Origin of the sequence: Bradyrhizobium sp. NBAIM08 (assembly GCF_020193935.1) — a bacterium.
Classification (GTDB): domain Bacteria; phylum Pseudomonadota; class Alphaproteobacteria; order Rhizobiales; family Xanthobacteraceae; genus Bradyrhizobium; species Bradyrhizobium yuanmingense.
Genome location: NZ_JADYVR010000008.1, coordinates 55,310 through 77,717 on the forward strand (window position 1 = coordinate 55,310; position 22,408 = coordinate 77,717).

At 67.2% G+C, this 22,408-nt stretch carries 15 protein-coding genes; 13 read left to right on the plus strand and 2 right to left on the minus strand.

The genetic code is table 11. From position 1 onward, the window contains the following. Positions 1–102: 102 nt before the first annotated feature. Positions 103–1,110: an aldo/keto reductase gene (locus I6F37_RS25695; protein ID WP_036009063.1), complete on the plus strand. Its 1,008-nt coding sequence runs from the start codon at positions 103–105 to the stop codon at positions 1,108–1,110. A gap of 9 nt (positions 1,111–1,119) precedes the next feature. Here I6F37_RS25695 and I6F37_RS25700 read toward each other — a convergent pair whose 3' ends face one another. After that, complete coding sequence (locus tag I6F37_RS25700) at positions 1,120–1,923, minus strand: molybdopterin-synthase adenylyltransferase MoeB (RefSeq protein WP_036009047.1); 804 nt, start codon at positions 1,921–1,923, stop codon at positions 1,120–1,122. 261 nt (positions 1,924–2,184) lie between these two features. On the opposite strand from I6F37_RS25700, the gene I6F37_RS25705 reads away from it, so the two are divergent. Continuing rightward, entirely contained in the window at positions 2,185–3,543 is a 1,359-nt protein-coding gene (locus tag I6F37_RS25705) for a serine protease (RefSeq protein ID WP_036009066.1), read from the plus strand. A 273-nt stretch (positions 3,544–3,816) separates the two neighbouring features. Next, complete coding sequence (locus I6F37_RS25710) at positions 3,817–4,560, plus strand: ParA family protein (protein WP_036009049.1); 744 nt, start codon at positions 3,817–3,819, stop codon at positions 4,558–4,560. A 234-nt stretch (positions 4,561–4,794) separates the two neighbouring features. On the opposite strand, the gene mutM is transcribed toward I6F37_RS25710, so the two are convergent. After that, positions 4,795–5,676 (minus strand): bifunctional DNA-formamidopyrimidine glycosylase/DNA-(apurinic or apyrimidinic site) lyase, encoded by an 882-nt coding sequence (gene mutM / locus I6F37_RS25715; protein WP_036009051.1) that lies wholly within the window; start codon positions 5,674–5,676, stop codon positions 4,795–4,797. 81 nt (positions 5,677–5,757) lie between these two features. On the opposite strand from mutM, the gene ubiE reads away from it, so the two are divergent. The 10 genes from ubiE (at position 5,758) to addA (ending at position 22,358) form a co-directional block, all read left to right on the plus strand. Beyond that, positions 5,758–6,519 carry a bifunctional demethylmenaquinone methyltransferase/2-methoxy-6-polyprenyl-1,4-benzoquinol methylase UbiE gene (ubiE, locus tag I6F37_RS25720; RefSeq protein ID WP_036009053.1) on the plus strand — a complete coding sequence of 254 codons (762 nt, stop codon included), beginning with the start codon at positions 5,758–5,760 and terminating at the stop codon, positions 6,517–6,519. Further along, on the plus strand, positions 6,516–8,090 hold the full coding sequence (gene ubiB / locus I6F37_RS25725; RefSeq protein WP_036009056.1) for a 2-polyprenylphenol 6-hydroxylase: 1,575 nt from the start codon (positions 6,516–6,518) through the stop codon (positions 8,088–8,090). Before ubiE ends, ubiB begins: the two co-directional genes overlap by 4 nt. 56 nt (positions 8,091–8,146) lie before the next feature. After that, the gene (gene coaBC, locus I6F37_RS25730; RefSeq protein ID WP_225153038.1) at positions 8,147–9,589 is read left to right on the plus strand and encodes a bifunctional phosphopantothenoylcysteine decarboxylase/phosphopantothenate--cysteine ligase CoaBC; all 1,443 of its coding nucleotides are present in this window, start codon (positions 8,147–8,149) and stop codon (positions 9,587–9,589) included. After that, a complete protein-coding gene (dut, locus tag I6F37_RS25735; protein ID WP_036009075.1) occupies positions 9,586–10,044 on the plus strand; it encodes a dUTP diphosphatase in 459 nt (152 codons plus the stop codon). The genes coaBC and dut overlap by 4 nt, the downstream gene beginning before the upstream one ends. Positions 10,045–10,249: 205 nt before the next feature. Beyond that, positions 10,250–12,754: a PAS domain-containing sensor histidine kinase gene (locus tag I6F37_RS25740; RefSeq protein ID WP_036009077.1), complete on the plus strand. Its 2,505-nt coding sequence runs from the start codon at positions 10,250–10,252 to the stop codon at positions 12,752–12,754. Further along, positions 12,751–14,268 (plus strand): tRNA (adenosine(37)-N6)-threonylcarbamoyltransferase complex ATPase subunit type 1 TsaE, encoded by a 1,518-nt coding sequence (tsaE, locus tag I6F37_RS25745; protein WP_036009080.1) that lies wholly within the window; start codon positions 12,751–12,753, stop codon positions 14,266–14,268. Before I6F37_RS25740 ends, tsaE begins: the two co-directional genes overlap by 4 nt. Positions 14,269–14,355: 87 nt before the next feature. Then, a complete protein-coding gene (locus I6F37_RS25750) occupies positions 14,356–14,673 on the plus strand; it encodes a PilZ domain-containing protein (RefSeq protein ID WP_036009083.1) in 318 nt (105 codons plus the stop codon). A 118-nt stretch (positions 14,674–14,791) separates the two neighbouring features. Further along, entirely contained in the window at positions 14,792–15,514 is a 723-nt protein-coding gene (locus I6F37_RS25755; protein ID WP_225153040.1) for a nucleotidyltransferase family protein, read from the plus strand. A gap of 197 nt (positions 15,515–15,711) precedes the next feature. Next, on the plus strand, positions 15,712–18,855 hold the full coding sequence (addB, locus tag I6F37_RS25760; protein WP_225153042.1) for a double-strand break repair protein AddB: 3,144 nt from the start codon (positions 15,712–15,714) through the stop codon (positions 18,853–18,855). Next, a complete protein-coding gene (addA, locus tag I6F37_RS25765; protein ID WP_225153044.1) occupies positions 18,849–22,358 on the plus strand; it encodes a double-strand break repair helicase AddA in 3,510 nt (1,169 codons plus the stop codon). The genes addB and addA overlap by 7 nt, the downstream gene beginning before the upstream one ends. Positions 22,359–22,408: the final 50 nt, after the last annotated feature.

The following is a 22,408-nucleotide window of genomic DNA, read 5'->3' on the forward strand; positions in this document are numbered from 1 at the left end:
TGTGAACAAGGCGTTCTGGATTGTCCAGCTTATCGGCGCAATCGCTCTGGCTCATATCTGTCCTCGTGACGCGGCGCAGCCGCCTTTTCGAGGATGATCATCATGGAACAGCGCAAACTCGGTTCAACCGGCCCGACCGTCTCCACATTCGGCCTCGGCTGCATGGGCATGTCGGAGGTCTACGGCGCCGCCGATCGCGGCGAGGCCATCGCCACGGTGCACGCGGCGCTCGACGGCGGCATCACCCTGCTCGACACCGGCGATTTCTACGCCATGGGGCACAACGAGATGCTGTTGCGGGAAGCCCTGAAGGAGGTGTCGCGCGAAAAGGTGCAGCTCAGTGTGAAGTACGGCGCGCTGCGCGGCCCCGCCGGTGAATTCGCGGGAATGGACACGAGGCCGGCGGCGACAAAGAACTTCCTCGCCTATTCGCTGCAGCGCCTCGGCACCGACTATGTCGACATCTACCGTCCCGCGCGTCTCGATCCCAATGTGCCGATCGAGGAGACCATCGGCGGTCTCGCCGATCTTGTGAAGGCCGGTTATGTCAGGCATATCGGCCTGTCCGAGGTCGGCTCCGACACCATCCGCCGCGCGCATGCGGTGCATCCGATCGCCGATCTCCAGATCGAATATTCGCTGATCGAGCGCGGCATCGAACGCGATATCCTGAAGACCTGCCGCGAGCTCGGCATTGGCATCACCGCTTACGGCGTGCTCGCGCGCGGCCTGATCAGCGGTCACTGGTCGAAGGACTCAGGCAAGGCCGGCCGTGACTACCGGCTGATGACGCCACGCTTCCAGGGGGCGAACCTCGACGCCAATCTCGCGCTGGTGGAGCAGCTGCGCGCAATCGCGGACGAGATCGGCGCAACGCCGGCACAGGTTGCGATCGCCTGGGTCGCTGCACAGGACAACGCGATCGTGCCGCTGGTTGGCGCCCGCACCCGCAACCGCCTCAGCGAAGCGCTTGGCGCAACGAAGGTGACGCTGACGCCGGTGCATGTCGCGGCGCTGGCCAAGGCGTTTCCACCCAATATCGCGGCCGGCACGCGCTACCCGGCCGAGCATATGGCGCATCTCGACAGCGAGAAGCCAGCGACGGCGTAACCGCGGCGATCAGGTGCGATGGACGCTGAGATCCTCGAACACAGGCCCGTCGCCGTTGAGCGGATTGGCGGGATCGCGTGAATAGCGCAGCGTCTCGAAGCGCATCGCGCGCGCATCGATCATCAGGAGGCGGCCGACGAGGCCGTCGCCGAAGCCGACGATCTCGCGGATGGCCTCCAGCGCCATCATCGAGCCGAGCACGCCCGCGAGCGCACCCATGACGCCGGCCTCTGCACAGGCCGGCACCGTGCCGGGCGGCGGCGCTTCCGGAAACAGGCAGCGGTAGGTCGGATTGAACTCGCCCTGCTCGTTCGTCTCATGCGCGCGGATGGTGGTCAGCGAGCCGTCGAAGGTGCCGAGCGCCGCTGATATCAGCGGCCGCTTGGCGAAGAAGCAGGCATCGGAAACGAGATAGCGCGTCGAGAAATTGTCGGAGCCGTCGAGCACCAGGTCGTAATCGCCGATCAGGCCGAGCGCGTTATCCGCGTTGAGCCAGGTGGCATGGCCGACGAAGCGGACATGCGGGTTGAGCGCCGCGATCCGCTCGGCGGCACTCTCGACCTTGTGCCGGCCGATGTCGGGCGTCGTATGGATCACCTGGCGCTGCAGGTTGGACAGCGACACCACGTCGTCGTCGACCACGCCGAGCGTGCCAACGCCGGCGGCGGCCAGATACATCAGCGCGGGCGCGCCGAGCCCGCCGGCGCCGATCACCAGCACCGAGGCCCGCTTCAGCGCCGCCTGGCCGGGGCCGCCGACGTCGCGCAACACGATGTGGCGGGCATAGCGTTCGAGTTCGTCCGGGCTCAGCATCGTCGTACGCCTCTCCTACCAAGCCGCCGCTCTCAACCCTCATGGTGAGGAGGCGCAAAGCGCCGTCTCGAACCATGCAGGTCCCGATTTCGCCGCGGCCATCCTTCGAGACGCGGCCTCGAGGCCGCTCCGCAGGATGAGGATCTCAGCTCGCGGCCTCTACGCCACTGAACCACCGCAACATTGTTCGCGACCAACGAGATGTGCTTCAATCGCATGCTTTTCAATGTTTTGGCGTTCAACGGGCTGGCTGGATTTGTCATGAGATCGATGCTTGCGGCAACACTGATGTTGGCGGCTGCCACGGGCGCGCACGCCCAGATGACGACGCCCCAAGTGCCAGGCGCCACCCCGAAGACGGTCCAGACCGTTCCGGTCAAGCCCCCTGCGATGCAGACGCCGTCCGCGACGGCCGATGGCATGGCCAAAGCCGAGCGGCTGGCGCTCCAGTCCGACCTCGCCTGGGTCGGACAATATAACGGCGCCATCACCGGCGACGTCAGCGAGCGCATGGTCAACGCCATCAAGGAGTACCAGAAGGCCAAGGGCGGCAAGCCGACCGGCGTGCTCAATCCGCAGGAGCGCACCGCGCTCGCCGAGGCGGCACGCAAGAAGCAGGAGAGCGTCGGCTGGAAGATCGTGACGGAGCCGACCAGCGGCGCCCGGCTCGGCATTCCCGGCAAGCTGGTGCCGCAGCAGGCAAGCGACGCCAACGGCTCGAAATGGACCTCGCCGACAGGGACGGTGCAGGTGGTTCTCAGCCGCCGCAAGGAAGTGAGCCCGACCTCGGCCAAGCTCGCCGATCTCGAGAAGGAGCCGTCCGGCCGCAAGGTCGATTACACCGTGGTGAAGCCGGATTTCTTCGTGCTGTCGGGCTTGCAGGGCCAGAAGAAGTTCTACGTCCGCGGCACCTTCAAGGGTGACGAGGTCCGCACCATGACGATCCTCTACGACCAGGCGACAGAGAATACGGTCGAGCCGGTCGTGATCGCGATGTCGAGCGCGTTCAACGCGTTTCCCTCGGGACCGCTGGCCGGGCCGCCGCCGCGCAAGAACGTTGAATACGGCACCGGCATCGTCGTCAGCGAGGACGGCGCGATCGTCACCGACCGCCTCGTCACCGACAGCTGCCTTGCGATCACGATCGCCGGCCATGGCAGCGCCGACCGTCTCGCCGAGGACAAGGAGCACGATCTCGCGCTGCTGCGCATCTACGGCGCGCGCGACCTGAGGCCGCTCAGCCTCGCCGGCGGGGCCGCGAAGACCAATGTCGATGTCGTCGGCATCGCCGATCCGCAAAGCCAGGGCGGCGCCGCCGCCGTGTCGAACCTCAAGGCCGCGTTGACGCCGGCGATGAGCAGCAATTCCGCGCTCTCGCCGCCGCCGGCGGTCGGCTTCTCCGGCAGCCCAGCCGTCGACGGCGACGGCAAGTTCGCCGGCATCGCGCTGCTGAAGCCGGCGGTGGTCGCGGGACCCGCGACGTCGGTGCCGGCATCACAGGCGATGATGGTCTCTGCCGAGGCGGTGCGCGGGTTTCTCAAGGCGAAGGGCGTCAGCCCGAATGGCACGTCGACCGACGCCAAAGCCGCCGTCGTGCGCGTGATCTGCGTGCGCAAGTAGGTCTCGTGCCCCTGGACGCGTTGCAGCGCTTGCGCTGCCGCGCAGAGCCGGGGCACGGCCGTGCGGGCCACCTTACGTACGATTACGGAGCCGGTAATGGTACGGATTCGCTGGCATTCGCGATTCCGCCATCATCGTTGCCGTTGATTCGGACCTCCGCGATCCCCTTTGGATCGGGCCGGCACGTCCTGAGCGAGAAGCGCTCAGCATCCAGAAGCGATGCACGTTCGCGTGGCGTATCCCTGACCCAGCACTCCAAAGGATTGACCTTCAATGCACACGATCGTACTGGCCACCCAAAAGGGCGGCAGCGGCAAGAGCACGCTCGCCATCGGCCTCGCCTTGGCCGCCAAGCAGGCCGGCTTCACCGTCCGCCTGATCGAGACCGACCCGCAGGGCACCCTCTCCAACTGGCAGCGCCGCCGCTCTACCGACGATCTCGTCGTCGAGCCGATCTATCACGCCGCCGATATCGCGCCGCGTCTCAAGATGCTCGCCGACAGCGGCCTCCAGCTCGCGATCGTCGACACCGCCGCCGGCCTCAGCGCCGCCACCACCGCCGCGATCCGCCATTCCGACCTCTGCCTGATCCCGGCCCGTCCCAGCGTCGCCGACATCGAGGCGACCGTCTCGACGCTCAGCGTCGCCCGCGCCTGGAAGCGGCCTTACAGCTTCGTGCTCAACCAGACGCCGATCCGCGGACAGCGCATCGACAACGCCGCGACCGCGCTCGCCGAGGAAGCCGCGCTCGATCTTGCCGAGGTGCTCGCGCGTCCGCTGATCGTGATGCGCAACGATCACCAGGACGCGCTTGCGAGCGGCCTTGCCGTGAGTGAATTCGCGCCGAACGGCAAATCGGCGGACGAGATCCGCGGCCTCTGGCGCTGGATCGAAACCCGGCTCGAGCTCGAAGCCACCACCAATGTCCTGATCGACCAGGTCATCTCGGCTGCGCACGGCATGCTGCAGATCGCTGCGGAACAGGCGGCGGACGAGACCACGGCACTGGCGTCCTGAGCGGGGCGATCGCTCGGACGACAGTCGGGCTCTTCGCCATCCGGTGAACGGGCCCAAGCGACGAAGCAGTTCGGCCACCAGCCCGGCCGGATTGCTTCGCCTCGCGCGTTGTAGCGAGGGCTCCCGTAGCCTGGATGAAGCGAAGCGCAATCCAGGAAGGTCTCTCCGCGGAGAGGCCGGCCCCGGATTACGCTGCGCTCCATCCGGGCTACGACGCTGCGGCAATCCCGACGGTCACTTTTGACATTTCGCGCACCAGAACGTCGAACGACCGTTCTGCACGAACCGCTTGATCGTGCCGCCGCAGCGCGGCGTCGTGCATTTTTCGCCTTCGCGGTCATAGACCCTGAACGAATGCTGGAAATAGCCGAGCTCGCCCGAGGTCTGGCGATGGTCGCGCAAGCTGGAGCCGCCGGCCTTGATGGCATCGTTCAGCACGGTGTGGATCGCGCCGACCAAGCGCTGCGCATGATCCGTCGGCTCGCCCTTCCTGGTGGATAGCGTCGCAGCAATGCGCCGCGGCGACAGATGCGAGCGGTGCAGCGCCTCGCAGACATAGATGTTGCCGAGCCCGGCCACCACGCGCTGGTCGAGCAGCGCGGCCTTCAGGCTCGTGGTCTTGCCTTGGCAGGAGCGCGCCAGCATCGCGGCGTCGAATTCGTTGCCGAGCGGCTCGGGGCCGAGCCCGCGCAGCAGCGGCTCGTCTTCGAGCGCGCCACGCGCAATCACTTTCATGTATCCGAAGCGGCGCGGATCGTTGAAGACGATGTCGGCGCCCGAGGACATCCGAAACAGCACGTGGTCGTGGGCGGAATCCTTAGCCTTCGGATAATGAAACTCGCCTGGCTGAGCCTCGTTGTCCGGCTTGATGACGCGGAACGAGCCCGACATGCCCAGATGCATCAAGAGCACGTCGCCGGAGGCGAGATCGGCCATGAGATATTTTGCACGGCGCCCGAGGCCCGTGACGACTTGCCCCTTGAGCCGGGCCACGAAGTCGGGCTGGAACGGAAAGCGCAAATCCGGCCGGCGGGCCTCCGCATCGAGGATTTTCGCGCCCTCCATCACGGGCTGAAGGCCGCGGCGGACGGTCTCGACTTCGGGCAATTCAGGCATGGTCGGGCATTCACCTTATGAAGGCGGTGTGATAGCGCCATTGCGGCGGGCGGGCTATGGTCCGCCGAGTGGAGTAGAGTAATGGATCGGCCGGGCGAAACCACGCATTTTGGCTTCAGGGACGTTCCCCTCGGGGACAAGCAGACGCTGGTGAACGATGTGTTTCGCAGCGTGGCGTCGCGCTATGACCTGATGAACGATTTGATGTCCGGTGGCCTGCACCGGGTCTGGAAGGACATCATGATCACCGCGCTGGATCCGCCGAGGGGCGACCGGCCGTTCGCGCTGCTTGACGTCGCCGGCGGCACCGGCGACATCTCGTTCCGTGCCGCCAAGGCCGCCGGCCCCGGCTTCCACGCCACGGTGTGCGACATCAATGCGGACATGCTGGCCGTGGGGCGCGAACGCGCCGCCAAGCGTCATCTGGACACCCAGGTCGATTTCGTCGAAGGCAATGCCGAATCGCTCGGCTTCGCCGACCGCAGCTTCGATGCCTATACGATCGCTTTCGGCATCCGCAACGTGCCCCGGATCGACCTTGCGCTGCGCGAGGCCTATCGCGTGCTGAGACCCGGCAGCCGCTTCCTGTGCCTGGAATTCTCCACTGTCGAGATGCCCGGCCTCGACAAGCTCTATGATCTGTTCTCGTTCAAGGTGATCCCCCCGCTCGGGCGCATGGTCACGGGCGACGCCGAATCGTACCAGTATCTCGTCGAGTCCATCCGCAAATTTCCGAAGCCCGCCGCCTTCGCCGACATGATCCGCGAGGCTGGCTTTGCCCGCGTCAGCTGGCAGACACTCTCCGGCGGCATCGTCGCATTGCATTCGGGCTGGCGTTTGTGATCTCTGCCGTCACCCACATTGCGCGCCTGATCCGCGCCGCGTTCGTGTTTGCGCACGAAGGCGTGTTCGGCGCGGTCGATCCGAGCCTGGTGCCGCCGCCGGGACAGCTCGCGCTGAAGCTGGCGCGCATCATCGAGCGCCGTGGCGCCAAGCAGGGACCGCGGATCTCGCGCGCGCTGACGCGGATGGGCCCGGCCTATCTCAAGCTCGGCCAGTTCCTGGCCACGCGCCCCGACGTGGTCGGCGTCATCATGGCGCGCGACCTCGAAAGCCTGCAGGACCGCCTGCCGCCGTTTCCGCAGCAGGAAGCCGAGGCCACGATCGCGACCTCGCTGGAACGGCCGCTGACGGACATCTTTGTGAGCTTCGGCCCGCCGGTCGCGGCTGCCTCGATCGCGCAGGTGCATCGCGGCGAGGTGGTGCGCGGCGGCATCCGCAAGTCCGTCGCGATCAAGGTGCTGAGACCCAACGTCGCCGCGCGCTTCCGCCGCGATCTCTCCGATTTCTTCTACGTCGCGCACAAGGCTGAGGCCTACTCGGCCGAGGCGCGGCGCCTGCGCCTGATCGAGGTCATCAACACCATGTCGCGCTCGGTCGCGATGGAGATGGACCTACGGTTAGAGGCTGCCGCGCTGTCGGAGATGGCGGAGAACACGCGCGACGATCCCGATTTCCGCGTGCCCGCCGTCGACTGGGACCGCACCACGCACAACGTGCTGACGATGGAATGGATTGACGGCATCGCGCTGAACGATCACAAGCGCCTCGCCGAGGCGCGGGTCGACCTGCCCGATCTCGGCCGCAAGGTGATCCAGAGCTTCCTGCGCCACGCGCTGCGCGACGGCTTCTTTCATGCCGACATGCATCCGGGCAATCTGTTCCTGGATGACGCCGGCCGCCTCGTCGCGGTCGATTTCGGCATCATGGGCCGGCTCGGCATGAAGGAGCGGCGCTTCCTCGCCGAGATCCTGCTCGGCTTCATCACCCGCGATTATCGCCGCGTGGCCGAGGTGCATTTCGAGGCCGGCTATGTGCCCGCGCATCATTCGGTCGAGAATTTTGCGCAAGCCATCCGCGCCATCGGCGAGCCGATCCACAACCGCACCGCCGAGGAGATCTCGATGGCGCGGCTGCTCACGCTGCTGCTCGAGGTCACCGGCCTGTTCGACATGACGACGCGGCCCGAGCTGATCCTGCTGCAGAAGACCATGGTGGTGGTCGAGGGCGTGGCGCGCGGCTTCGATCCCAAGCTCGACATCTGGCGGATCGCCGACCCCGTGGTGCGCGAATGGATCGAGCGCAACCTCGGACCGATCGGCCGCATCGAGGGCGCGCTCACAGGGACCGGGGACATCGCGCGGGTCTTGATGCGCCTGCCGGAGATCGCCGAGCGGTCGGTGAAGGTGCTCGAGCAGCTCGAGACCATGACGCGGGAGGGCATCAGGCTTTCGCCGGAGAGCATCGCGGCGATGGGACGCAGCGAAGGCCGCAAGAACCGCTGGCGCACCGTGGCGCTCTGGATCATCGCCGCGACCTTCATCGGGATTCTGATCGCCGTCCGGAATCTGTGATTGCACTGCAATCACTGGAGTGATAGCATCGCTATCATTCCGTGCCGGAGGGCGTCATGGCAAGCCTGACCATCCGCAAGCTCGACGACGCCGTCAAAACCTATTTGCGGCTGCGCTCGGCCAAGAACCACAGGTCGGTCGAAGAGGAGGTCCGGGTCATCCTGCGGGAGCTGATCGAGGGCCGCGAGGAGCCGCTGACGCCGTTTGCGGTGCCCTCCGCCGCCCCGACGCCGCAGCGCAGCGGCGCCGTTCCCGAGGTCAGCGTCACCCTGATCATCGGCGGCGGGATCGCGGCCTATAAGTCGCTCGACCTGATCCGCAGGCTGAAGGAGCGCCGCATCGAGGTCCGCTGCGTGCTGACCAAGGCGGCGCAGCAATTCGTGACGCCGCTGGCCGCGAGCGCCCTGTCGCATGAGCGCGTCTATACCGACCTGTTCGACCCGCAGAGCGAGTTCGATGCCGGCCATATACGCCTCGCGCGCGACTGCGACCTGATCGTGGTGGCGCCGGCCACGGCCGACCTGATGGCGAAGATGGCGAACGGCCATGCCGACGACCTCGCCAGCGCCATCCTGCTCGCGACCAACCGCAAGGTGCTGCTGGCGCCGGCGATGAATCCGCTGATGTGGAGCAACGCGGCGACGCGGCGCAACGTCGCCCAGCTCCAGCGCGACGGCGTGGTGCTGATCGGCCCGAATGCGGGCGAGATGGCCGAAGCCGGCGAAGCCGGAACGGGCCGCATGTCGGAAGCCATCGAGATCGCCAATGCCGCCGAGCGGCTGCTGCGGCCGCCGACGCCGAAGCCGCTCGCCGGCAAGCGCGTGCTAATCACCGCCGGTCCCACCCACGAGGCGATCGATCCCGTGCGCTACATCGCCAACCGTTCCTCCGGCAAGCAGGGCTTTGCCATTGCCGCCGCTGCACAGGCCGCGGGCGCCGAGGTTACTCTGGTGAGCGGTCCGGTCGACCTCGACGATCCCCCGGGCGTGACGGTGAAGCATGTCGAATCGGCGCGGCAGATGCTGGAGCAGGTCAAGGCCGCGCTTCCCAGCGACGTCGCGATCTTCGCCGCCGCAGTCGCCGACTGGCGCGTCGCCAATGAAGGCGAGCAGAAGCTGAAGAAAACCGCGGCCGGCATGCCGCCGCTGCAATTGGTCGAGAACCCCGACATTCTCGCCACCATCTCCAAGCTCGCCGACAAGCGCCCGAGGCTCGTGATCGGCTTTGCCGCCGAGACCGAGCACCTCATCGACAACGCCAAAGCAAAATTCGCGCGCAAGGGCTGCGACTGGATCGTCGCCAACGACGTCTCGCCCGCCACCGGCGTGATGGGCGGCGACCGCAACACGGTCCACCTGCTCAGCCGCAAGACCGGTGCGCCGGACGGTGAGATTGCAGTTGATTCCTGGCCGGCGATGACCAAGGAACAGGTCGCGATCGAACTGGTCGCGCAGATCGCGAAGAGCGTGACCGGCAAATCCCTGGAGTCCGCATCTTGAGCACGAAGGTGACCGTCGAGCTGCAACGCCTCGCCCACGCTGAGGGCCTGCCGCTGCCGGCCTATCAGACCAGCGAGGCCGCCGGCCTCGATCTGATGGCCGCGGTGCCGGACAACGAGCCCATGACGCTCGCACCAGGCCAATACGCGCTGGTGCCGACGGGCCTTGCCATCGCCTTGTCGCCGGGACACGAGGCGCAGGTGCGGCCGCGTTCGGGGCTGGCGGCCAAGCACGGCGTCACCGTGCTGAATTCGCCAGGCACGATCGATGCGGACTACCGCGGCGAGATCAAGGTGATCCTGATCAATCACGGCACCGCGCCGTTCGTGATCAAGCGCGGCGAGCGCATCGCCCAGATGGTGATCGCGCCGGTGCTGCAGGCCGCGCTGGTTCCCGTCGCCACATTGTCGTCGACCGACCGCGGCGCCGGCGGTTTTGGTTCGACCGGGCGCTAACCCAAGACAACTCCAGCCGAATCATCCGCAGAATCACGCGCCTTGGAACCGCGCGGCCCGCATTTTTTTGGGGCCGCCCTTGCGTTCACGATCTGGACTCTTACCGGCGGAGTCGCGGTGAGGGTATTGTCTTTTGATTCGCGCGCGACGGGGGTCGCCGCGCGCAGATTCGTGCGGTCTTGAATTTCCGCGTCTTGGGGCAACTATGTCAGGCGTGATCGTGTCGATGCGTCGGACGCTGTTGTCGTGCACATCGCTGGCGCGCAACGGCTTGGTGGGAGGCGCTCTCGCAGCGCTGCTGCCGGCTGCGCCGGCCAAGGCCGCCGACCTCATCGACACCCTCGCCCTCGTGATGGATCTCAACCGGCAGGAACTCGCGGTGCTCGCCACCGCGCTGGCCCTGCTCGGCTTTTCGGTGATGGCCGCGATCCTGTTGATGCGGACGCGGGTGCGCACGGCGAAGAACGAGGCGCGGCTGCGCGCGCGGATCGGGGAACTTCAGCTCCAGGCCGACCGCTTCGGCGCACTGTTGTTCGCCGAGCCGCAGATCCTGATCTCATGGCCGGCGGGCGACAACCGCGCGCAGATTTCCGGCGATATCGCGCTGGTGCTGCCGCGCGATTCCTCGCCGCAGCGCGTGCTGGCGTTCGGAACCTGGCTGCCGCCGGAACCGGCGCTGCTGATGGACCATGCGGTCGATGCGCTGCGCGAGCGCGGCGACGGGTTCCAGCTGACGCTGACCACCGCGCACGGCCATATGCTGGAAGCGATCGGGCGCGCCATCGGCGGCCAGGCCATCGTCCGCATTCGCGAGCTCTCGGGCCTGCGCCGTGATCTGGCCGAAACCAATCTGCGCTACAAGGCGCTCTCCGACGAGACCGAGATGCTTCGCGGCTTTGCCGCGGCCGCACCGTGGCCGATCTGGGCGAAGGGCGAGAACGGCGCGCTGACCTACGCCAACCCGGCCTATGTGCGCGCCACCGAGGCGACCAGCGCCATCGATGCCCAGGAGCGCAAGCTCGAGCTGCTCGACAGTGACGACCGCAATGCGATGGAGCGGGGGCTCAAGGACGCCGCCAATTTCACCTCGCGGCTGCCGATCGTGATCGGCGGCGAACGGCGCATCTACGACGTGCGCGCCGTCAATGTCGGCAGCGGCAGCGTCGGCGTCGCCATCGATGCCAGCGAGGCGGATGCGCTGAGCTCGGCGCTGGTGCGCATGGCGGAGGCGCACCGCCGCACGCTCGACCAGCTCTCCTCCGGCGTTGCCGTGTTCGACGGCCAGCGGCGCCTTGCCTTCTACAACGATTCCTATCGCCGGCTGTGGGATCTCGATCGCAACTTCCTCGACGCCCATCCGGACGATTCCAGCGTGCTCGACCAGCTCCGCGCCGCGCGCAAATTGCCGGAGCAGCCGGATTTCCGCGCCTGGAAGGCCAAGCTGCACGAGGCCTATCGCGCGGTCGAGACGGCCAAGGACACCTGGTTCCTGCCTGACGGCCGCGCGCTCTCGGTCGTCACCACGCCGAATCCCGAGGGCGGCGTCACCTATCTGTTCGACGACGTCACCGAAAGCCTCGACCTCGCCCGCCGCTTCGACGGCCTGATCCGCGTCCAGCGCGAGACGCTGGACAGCCTCGCCGAAGGCGTCGCGGTGTTCGGCAGCAACGGCAAGGCGCAGCTGTTCAATCCGGCCTTCGTGCGGATGTGGAAGCTGTCGAGCGATGCCATGCGCGACGAGCCGCATATCCAGACCGTCGAAGGCTGGTGCCATCAGCTGTTCGACGATCCGCAAGTCTGGCGCCAGATCCGCGAGGCCATCACCGCGATCGAGAACCGCGCCGACCTGCCGCTGAAGCTGGAGCGCAAGGACGGCAGCGTGCTCGACGGCATGATCCGGCCGCTGCCGGACGGCGCCACCATGCTGACCTTCCAGGACATCACCGACACCGAGAATGTCGAGCGCGCGCTGCGCGAGCGCAACGAGGCGCTGGAGGCGGCCGACCAAATGAAGGTGGATTTCGTCCACCACGTCTCCTACGAGCTGCGCTCGCCGCTCACCACCATCATCGGCTTTGCGCATTTCCTCAGCGATCCCTCGACCGGTCCGCTGACGCCGAAGCAGGCCGAATATCTCGACTACGTCACCAAATCGACCAACGCGCTGCTCGCGCTCACCAACAACATCTTGGATCTCGCCACCATCGACGCCGGCGCGATGAAGCTGGAACTCGGGCAGGTCGACGTCAGCAAGGCCATCGAGCTTGCCGCCGAGGGCATCCAGGACCGGCTCGCCACCGACCGCATCCGCCTCAAGGTCGAGATCGCGCCCGACGTCGGCAGCTTCGTCGGCGACGAGAAGCGCGTCGTGCAGGTGCTCTATAACCTCCTCGCCAACGCGGTCGGGTTTTCTCCACAGGATTCCACCGTCGGCATCAGCGCGCGGCGCACGGACCGCAGCGTGGTCTTCACCGTGACAGATTCGGGCCCTGGAATACCTGCCGACATGAAGGACAAGGTGTTCAACTGGTTCGAAAGCCGCTCCCAGGGCTCGCGTCACCGCGGCGCCGGGCTCGGCCTGTCGCTGGTGCGCTCCTTCGTCGAGCTGCATGGCGGCAAGGTGCGGGTGGATTCGATCGTCGGCCGGGGCACGGTCGTGATCTGCGATTTCCCGACCGACCAGGCGGCGCATCGCGACGCCGCCGAATGACTGATGCAACCACATTCTCCGTCGCGCTTCACAACGAGACGGCCACGGCGCAATTGATGGCCGACCTCGCGCTGCTGGTCGGCCCCGGTGACGTCATTACGCTGACCGGCGATCTCGGCGCCGGCAAGACCGCGGCGGCGCGCAGCCTGATCCGCTATCTCGCCGGCGACGATGCGCTGGAAGTGCCGAGCCCGACCTTCACGCTGGTGCAGGGCTACGAGCTGCCGCCCTTCCCGGTGTTGCATGCCGATCTCTACCGTGTCGAAGACGAGAGCGAGCTCGAGGAGATCGGGCTGTCGCCGCTGCCCGATGCCACGCTGGTGCTGATCGAATGGCCGGAGCGCGCCCCGTCGGCGATGCCCGAGAACCGCATCGACATCGCGCTGACGCATCGGCCGGCGCTGGGCTCGAACGCGCGTGCCGCCGACATCACCGGCCATGGCAAGAGCGCAGCTATAGTTGCGCGGCTGAAGGCGCTGCGCGACTTCCTCGACGCATCCGGTTACATCGATGCGACGCGCAAGCGCATGCCGGGCGACGCCTCGACACGCTCCTACGCGCGGCTGGTGCGCGATGAGGAACTCGTCATCCTCATGAACTTCCCGCAGCGGCCCGACGGCGCGGCGCTCTACGACGGAAAATCCTACAGCGCCGCGGTGCATCTGGCCGAGAACGTAAAACCCTTCGTCGCCATCGACGAAGGCCTCCGGGCGCAGGGGATCTCCGCGCCTGCGATCCATCATTTCGATCTCGACCAGGGCTTTCTGATCTCCGAGGATTTCGGCAGCGAGGGCGTGATTGAGGGCGATCCGCCGCGGCCGATACTCGAGCGCTACGAAGCCGCCACCGACGTGCTGGCGATGATGCACGGCAAGACGCTACCGGAGACGCTGCCGCTGGACGGGCAGACCTACGCGATCCCCGTCTTCGACGTCGAGGCGCTGCTGATCGAGATCGGGTTGATGCCGGAATGGTATTTGCCCGATCGCAACGCGCCGCTGAGCGATGAGGCGCGCGCGGAATTTTTTGCGATGTGGCGCGAATTGCTGAAGCGGCCGCTGGCGGCGCCGCGGACGTGGATCATCCGCGATTATCACTCGCCCAATCTGATCTGGCTCGGCGAGCGCAGCGGCATCGAGCGCGTCGGCGTGATCGATTTCCAGGACGCCGTGCTGGGGCCGCAATCCTACGACGTGGTGTCGCTGCTCCAGGACGCTCGCATCGACGTACCCGAGACTATCGAGCTGACGCTGCTGTCGCGCTACATCAAGGCGCGGCGGGCGCAGGACACGAGCTTCGACACCGCCGGCTTCGCCGAGCTCTACGCGATCATGTCGGCGCAGCGGAACACGCGCCTGCTCGGCACCTTCGCCCGGCTCAACCGCCGCGATGGCAAGCCGCATTACCTGCGCCATCAGCCGCGGATCTGGACCTATCTCCAGCGCTCGCTGGCGCATCCCGCGCTCGCCCATCTGCGCGACTGGTATCTCGCCAACGTCCCGCCGCCGGGCTGATTCAGGACCGATTTACCGGCCGTTAGCCAAGATGTCGCTATTCTGGCGCCGAGGGAGCCGGAACATTGCGGGGCTGGAGCGGGGCAGATGGCAGCGAAAGCGGATCAGCGCGGAAATAGCCGGGTCATTTTCGAGCGCGGGTTTTCGGCCCAGATGATGGGAATCGACGGCACCTGGCGGCGCGACTGCACCATGGAGGACGTCTCCGAGACCGGCGCCAAGCTGACCATCGACGGCTCGGTCGAAGGCCTGCATCTGAAGGAATTCTTTCTCCTGCTGTCGTCCACGGGGCTCGCCTACCGGCGTTGCGAGCTGGCCTGGGTCAATGGCGACCAGATCGGCGTCAATTTCCTGAAAGTGGGCGACAAGAAGAAGAAGGTACGTTCCACAGCCGTTGGGGCGTGACGGCAACACCCGTCGTACAACCGTCACGGCGGGTGGTTAAGGCGGTTGAGATGCGGTGCGGCAGATCGAGCCCCGTGTTAGGATTGCTGCGCACGCGAAAGGTCTGAGAAAGCGAAGGATGTCCGTCAAGCCGACCAAAGCCATGGTGCTCGCCGCAGGGTTTGGCCTGCGCATGCGCCCCCTGACGGACAAGATGCCGAAGCCGATGGTGCCGGTCGCAGGCCAGCCGTTGCTCGACCACGTGCTCGACAAGCTCGGCCAGGCCGGCGTGACCGAGGCGGTGGTCAACGTGCACTATTTGCCGGACCAGATCATCGACCACGTCGCATCACGCCAGCTTCCGCGCGTGACGATCTCCGACGAGCGCGACCAGGTGCTCGGCACCGGCGGCGGCGTCGTCAAGGCGCTGCCGCTGCTCGGCGATACGCCGTTCTTCCACGTCAATTCCGACACGCTGTGGATCGACGGTGTGCGCTCCAACCTTTTGCGGCTCGCTGAAAACTTCGATCCCGATCGCATGGACATCCTGCTCCTGATGGCGCCGACCGCGACCAGCATCGGCTATGGCGGCCGCGGCGATTACGGCATGCTGCCCGACGGCGCCTTGCGCAAGCGCAAGGAGAAGGAGGTCGTTCCGTTCGTCTATGCCGGCGCGGCGATCATGTCGCCCGCGATCTTCGTGGACGCACCCAAGGGCGAATTCTCGCTGACGAAGATGTTCGATCGCGCGGGCGAGCAGGAACGGCTGTTCGGCTTGCGCCTCGACGGCGTCTGGATGCATGTCGGAACGCCCGACGCCGTGCTCGCCGCGGAAGAGGCGTTTTTGGAGAGCGTGGCGTAGGGGCTGCCTCGAAGAGGCCGTAGCCCGGATGGAGCGTAGCGTAATCCGGGGCCTCTCGCCGCGGAGCAGCATCCCGGATTGCGCTGCGCTCCATCCGGGCTACGAACCTCGGCGAACAGCGGGGACGACTCCTCCTCCACCCATGACCATTTGACCCCGCCTCCCTATATTGCCTGATCCTTCGAATCAGGCAGCTCATGCGCGTCTTCAGCGTTCCCATCTCAGTTCCGTTCCTGCGCACGGTCGTCACCGCCCTGCTCGATGGGCGGCTGGTGGAGGGATTCGAGGCGCGCAAGGAACCGGCGCGGCTGGCGGACGCCACGCTGTATCTGCCGACGCGGCGCGCCATGCGGATCGTGCGCGAGATTTTCCTCGATGAAATGAAGGCGGATGCCGTCGTGCTGCCGCGCATCGTCGCGCTCGGCGATATCGACGAGGACGAGCTCGCTTTCGCGGGCGAGAGCGAACAGTTTTCCGGGACCGCGCCGCTCGACATTCCGCCGCGCCTGGGCGAGCTCGAACGGCGCCTGACGCTGGCGCAGCTCGTCGCCGCCTGGGCCAAGGGTCCGGTCCTGGCGCCGCTGGTCGTCGGCGGCCCCGCCTCGACGCTGGCGCTTGCTTCCGATCTCGCGCGCCTGATCGACGACATGGTGACGCGCGGCGTCGACTGGAGCGCGCTCGACGGCCTCGTGCCCGATAACCTCGACCGCTACTGGCAGCACTCGCTCGAATTCCTGCGCATCGCCCGCATCGCCTGGCCCAATCATCTCACCGAGATCAACCGGATCGAGCCGGCCGCGCGGCGCGATCTTCTGATCGCCGCGGAAGCGAGGCGCTTGACCGCGCATCCAAATGGACCCGTGGTTGCGGCGGGTTCGACCGGCTCGATGCCGGCCACCGCCAAATTTCTCCATGCGGTCGCCGCGCTGCCGCATGGCGCCGTGGTGCTGCCGGGCCTCGATACCGATCTCGATGAGGATGCCTGGCGCAGCATCGGCGGCAGCAGGGACCTCTTGGGCATCACCGAGAATCCGGCCTCGAACCATCCGCAATATGCCATGCATGCGCTGCTGGATCGCTTCGGCATCAAGCGCAGCGACGTCGAGATTTTGCAGCCGCCAGCGGAAGACGGCCGCGACCTGCTCGCGTCGGAATCGATGCGGCCGTCCGCCAAGACCGAGGTCTGGCACGACCGGCTGAAGCAGCCCGATGTTGCCGCGAAGATCGCGGGCGGCATGAAGAACCTCGCGGTGGTCGAAGCGCCCAATCCTGAAATGGAAGCGCTCGCCATCGCCATCGCCATGCGCGAGGCCAGACACCTGGACAAATCCGCGGCGCTGGTCACGCCCGACCGCGCCCTGGCGCGGCGGGTGATGGCGGCGCTGACCCGATGGGATCTCGCCTTCGACGATTCCGGCGGCGACGTCTTGATGGAGACATCCGCCGGCACGTTTGCGCGCCTTGCGACGGAGGCGGCGACCAAGGGCCTGGAGCCGCCGACGCTGCTGGCGATGCTGAAGCATCCGCTGTGCCGGCTCGGCCGCGCGCCGGGCGCGTGGAAGATGGCAATCGAGAGCCTGGAGCTTGCGCTGCTGCGCGGCACGCGCCCGCCGGCAGGCACGGCCGGCCTCCTGCGCGAGTTCAACCGCTTCCGCGAGGAGCTGGCAAAGCTGTGGCGCAGCGAGGTCTCCGCACTGCATCGCGCCGAGCCGCGGGCGCGTCTCAAGGCCGAGGATCTCGATCGCATCCAGGCTCTGATCGACGCCCTGCAAAAGGCATTGGCGTCGATCGAGAGCCTGCCGCCGGCGAAGCCGTATGATTTCGCGGAGCTTGCGCATCGGCATCGCGAGATCATGATCGAGCTGTCGCGCGACGAGCAGGGCATTCCGCTCGCCTTCGAGGATCGCGATGGTCTCGCGCTCGCCGGCGCCTTCGACGATCTCTTGCGCGGCGGCACGACCAGCGGATTGCTGGTGCAGCTAGCGGATTACCCGGACGTCTTCCAGACCGCGTTCAGCGATCGCGCGGTGCGGCGGCGCGACAGGCCGGGCGCGCGGCTGCAAATCTACGGCCCGCTGGAATCGCGCCTGATGCAGGCCGACCGCATCATCATTGGCGGCCTGATCGAAGGCGTCTGGCCACCGGCGCCGCGCATCGATCCCTGGCTCAGCCGGCCGATGCGCCACGAGCTCGGGCTCGATCTGCCGGAGCGCCGCATCGGCCTGTCCGCCCATGACTTCGCGCAATTGCTCGGCGGCGACGAGGTCATTCTCACTCATTCCGCAAAGGCCGGCGGCGCGCCGGCGGTGGCCTCGCGCTTCCTTCATCGGCTGGAGGCGGTGGCCGGCGATGAGCTCTGGAAGGCGGCGGTTCGCGCCGGCGAGACATATGTGCAGTTCGCCGCGGCGCTCGAACAGCCCGACGAGGTCAAGCCGATCAAGCAGCCGGAACCACGGCCGCCGCGCGCGACACGGCCGCTCAAGATGTCCGTCACCGAGATCGAGGACTGGCTGCGCGATCCCTACACGATCTACGCCAAACGTATCTTGCGGCTCGATGCGCTCGATCCCGTCGACATGCCGCTCTCGGCCGCCGACCGCGGATCGGCGATTCACGATGCCATCGGCGAATTCACGGAAAGCTATGCGGCGCGTCTGCCCGACGATCCCGCGCGGGTGCTGCGCGCGATCGGCGAGAAGCACTTTGCACCGCTGATGGAGCGGCCCGAAGCACGGGCGCTGTGGTGGCCGCGCTTCCAGCGCATCGCGCGCTGGTTCGGCGAATGGGAGACGTCGCGGCGCGAGGCGATCGCGGCGATCGTCGCGGAGACCCGTGGCGAGATCTCGATCATGCTCGATCCTCAGCGCAGCTTCCGCCTTTCCGCGCGCGCCGACCGCATCGAACGCCGCCAGGGCGGCGGCTACGCCATCCTCGACTACAAGACCGGCCAGCCGCCGACCGGCAAGCAGGTCCGCATGGGCCTGTCGCCGCAGCTGACGTTGGAAGCCGCGATCCTGCGCGAGGGCGGCTTTCCCGACATCGACGCCGGCGCCTCCGTGAGCCAGCTCGTCTATGTCCGCCTCAGCGGCAACAATCCACCCGGCGAGGAGCGCATCCTCGAGCTCAAGTTCAAGCCGGGCGACGAGCCGCAGCCGCCGGACACCGCGGCCGCCGAGGCGAGGGCAAAGCTGGAAGCGCTGATCCGCGCCTTCGAGGACGAGAACCAAGCTTATACATCGCTGAACCTGCCGATGTGGGCGAATCGCTACGGCACCTATGACGACCTTGCCCGGATCAAGGAATGGTCCGCGGCCGGCGGGTTGGGGATCGAGGAATGGTGAAGGCGCCGCGTCCCATCCCCGACGAGGTGCGCGCGCGGCAGGCGCGCGCATCCGATCCGACCGCGTCGGCCTTCGTCTCGGCCAACGCCGGCTCGGGCAAGACGCATGTGCTGGTGCAGCGCGTGATCCGCCTGCTGCTCTCGGGCGTGCCACCGGAGAAAATTCTCTGCATCACCTTCACAAAAGCTGCCGCCGCAAACATGGCCGAGCGCGTGTTCACCACGCTCGGTCATTGGGTGACGCTGGACGATGACGCGCTCGACGCGGCGATCCGCGCGGTCGGCATCCCGCATCCCGGCGCAAAACTGCGCCGCGATGCGAGAAAGCTGTTCGCCTGCGCGCTGGAGACGCCGGGCGGGCTGAAGGTGCAGACCATCCACGCACTGTGTACCCGCCTGCTCCAGCAATTTCCGTTCGAGGCCAACGTTCCCGCACGCTTCGCCGTGATCGACGAGCGCGACCAGACCGACATGATGGAACGCGCCAATTTGAAGGTGCTGCTGGAAGCCGCACGCGATCCGGAGAGCGTCACCGGCCGCGCGCTGCTGACGGCGATGGCGAGCGCCGCGGATGTCACCTTCAAGGAGGTCGTGCGCGAGGCGTGCCTCAGCCGCGATCATTTCATGGCCTGGACCGACCAGGCCGGCAATGCGGAAGCCGCAGCGGCGCAGATGGCTGCGGTGCTGGGCGTTGACATCGGCGACCGTATCGAAGCCGTCGAGACGGAAATTCTCGACGGCCCGTTCCTGCCGCGCGCGCGCTGGGACGACATTGCCTTCGCGCTGGAGGACGGCAGCAAATCCGACAATGACCAGGCAGGGCGGCTGCGCGCGGCAAAGGTGTTTTCCGGCAGCGATCAGGTCGACGCCTATCTGTCCGTCTTCCTCACCGACGACAAGCTGCCGCGCAAGGCGGTGCTGACCAAGAAGTTCTGCGATCACAATCCCTCCGTGGCCCGCCTGTTCGAAGCCGAGGCGCAGCGCCTTGCAGGGCTGATCGAAAAGCGCCGCGCCGTGACGGTTCGGGACCGCACCGCGGCCCTGCTGCATATCGCGACAGCGGCCGCCGCGAATTACCGCCGCGAGAAGCAGGAGCGCGGCCTGCTCGACTACGACGACCTCATCGACAAGACGCTGGCGATGCTGGACCGCATCGCCTCGGGCTGGGTGCATTACAAGCTCGACCGCGGCGTCGATCACGTGTTGATCGACGAGGCGCAGGATACCAGCCCGCGGCAATGGGACATCATCGCGCACATCATCTCCGAGTTCACCGCCGGCGAAGGTGCGCGCGAGGGGCTGAACCGCACCATCTTCGCTGTCGGCGACGAGAAACAGTCGATCTTCTCGTTCCAGGGCGCAGCTCCCCACGAGTTCGACGCGCGCAGGCGCGAGCTGCATCGCAAGTTCACCGCCGCCGGCCTGAAATTCGATCCGGTCGCCTTCACCTATTCGTTCCGCTCGGGTGCGACGATCCTGCATTCGGTCGACCACGTCTTCCGCGATCCCGCGATCTACAAGAGCATCCATTCGGTCGAGATCGGCCATCCCCTGCACAATTCGCTGAGCGATGCCGGCCCGAGCGTGATCGAGCTGTGGGACCTCGCGGAGGCCGACGATCGGCAGGACATCGAGGGCTGGCGTGCGCCGTTCGATGGCGTCGCAGTCACCAGCCCCGAGGTCAAGCTTTCCCGACGCATCCAGGCCGAGATCAAGCGGCTGGTCGAGAGCGGCACGCTGACAGGGCACGAGGGCGAGCGCCGTCCCTTGCGCTATGGCGACATGCTGATCCTGGTGCGCCGGCGCGGCAACGCATTCGATGCCGTGATCCAGGCGCTGAAGCACGCCGGCATTCCGGTCGCCGGTGCCGACCGCCTCAAGCTCACCGAGCACATCGCCATCATCGACTTGATGAACCTGGCCGACGCGCTGCTGCTGCCGCAGGACGATCTCGCGCTCGCGGTGGCGCTGAAGAGCCCGCTGTTCGGGCTCGATGACGACGATTTGTTCACTCTCGCCTGGGACCGCAAGGGCTCGCTGCGCCGCGCGCTCGGCGAGCACGCGGCCACAAGCGAAAAATTCACCACGGCGTTGCGTCGCCTGGAAGCCTGCGAGATCCGCGCCCGCGACGAGACGCCGTTCGCGTTCTACGCCTGGCTGCTGGGTGGCGATGGCGGACGTGCGCGCATCCTGCGCCGGCTCGGCCACGAGGCCAATGACGCGCTCGACGAATTCCTGGAGCTCGCGCTGAACTACGAGCGCAAGGCGCCGGCTTCGCTGCAGGGCTTCATGGCGTGGCTCCGCTCGGCCGACACCGAAGTGAAGCGCGACATGGAGATCTCGCGCGACGAGGTGCGGGTCATGACCGTGCACGGCGCCAAGGGCCTCGAGGCCTCGGTCGTGTTCATGGTCGACACCACGTCCTCGCCCGCGGACTCGCAGCGGCTGCGGCTGATTCATGTGCCGCGCGGCAATGGCGGCGAGGTCGTGGTCTGGGCCGGCCGCAAGGCCGACGATCCCAAGCCCGTTGCCGAAGCGCGCAAGGCGATGCTGGAGGAGACCGAGGACGAATATCGCCGCCTGCTCTACGTCGCGATGACGCGCGCGGCCGACCGGCTGATCGTCGGCGGCTGCATGCCCGGCAACATGAAGACGGTGCGCAAGCTGAGCTGGTACGACCTCGTCGACACCGGCCTTGCCGGCTCGGGCCTCGACAAGCAGGTGATCGAGACGCCGCTCGGCAAGGTCACCCGGTTCGCCCGTCCTGAGGACGTCGCGGCGCTGGGCGCGCCGGCGGCCTCCGTGCACCAGACCATCGCGCTGCCGGAGTGGCTGCGGACACCGGCCCCGCGCGAGACCATCGACGAGGATCCCGTGCGCCCCTCGGGCCAGCCTGCCGAGGAGGGCCGCAGCGTCCGATCGGGCGAATCGGTGCAGTCGCGCGCGCGGGCGTTGCAACGCGGCACGCTGGTGCATCGCCTGTTGCAATCGCTGCCCGAGATCGCCGGCGAGCGCCAGCGCGAGGCCGCGCTCGGCTTCATGGCGCGCAACGCCGCGGACTGGCCGGAGGCCGATCGCATCGCACTGGCCGACAAGGTGCTCGCCCTGATCACGGAGCCGCGTTTCGCGCCCGTCTTTGCCGCCGGCAGCCGGGCGGAGGTCGCGATCGCCGGGCGGCTGGAGCGGCCGGGCCGCACGCCGGCCCTGGTGTCGGGGCAGATCGACCGGCTGGTCGTGCGCCCCGAGGAGGTCCTGATCGTCGACTTCAAGACCAACCAAGCAGCGCCTAAAAGCGCGGCCGAGGCGCCGGCGGCCTATGTCCGGCAGCTTGCGCTATACCGGGCGGTGCTGTCGCGGCTTTATCCCCAAAAGCCGGTCAGGGCCGTCCTGCTCTGGACCGAGGCCCTTGAATATATGGAGATTTCGGCCCCCGCGCTGGACGCGGCGCTGGCATCCCTTCATCTCGGTGTGAGCGTCCTTGACCCGGCAAGGGGCCGTTCATAGGTTGACCCCATGATCCCGGGCGCGATTCCAGGTCGCGCCGATTCTCTTTC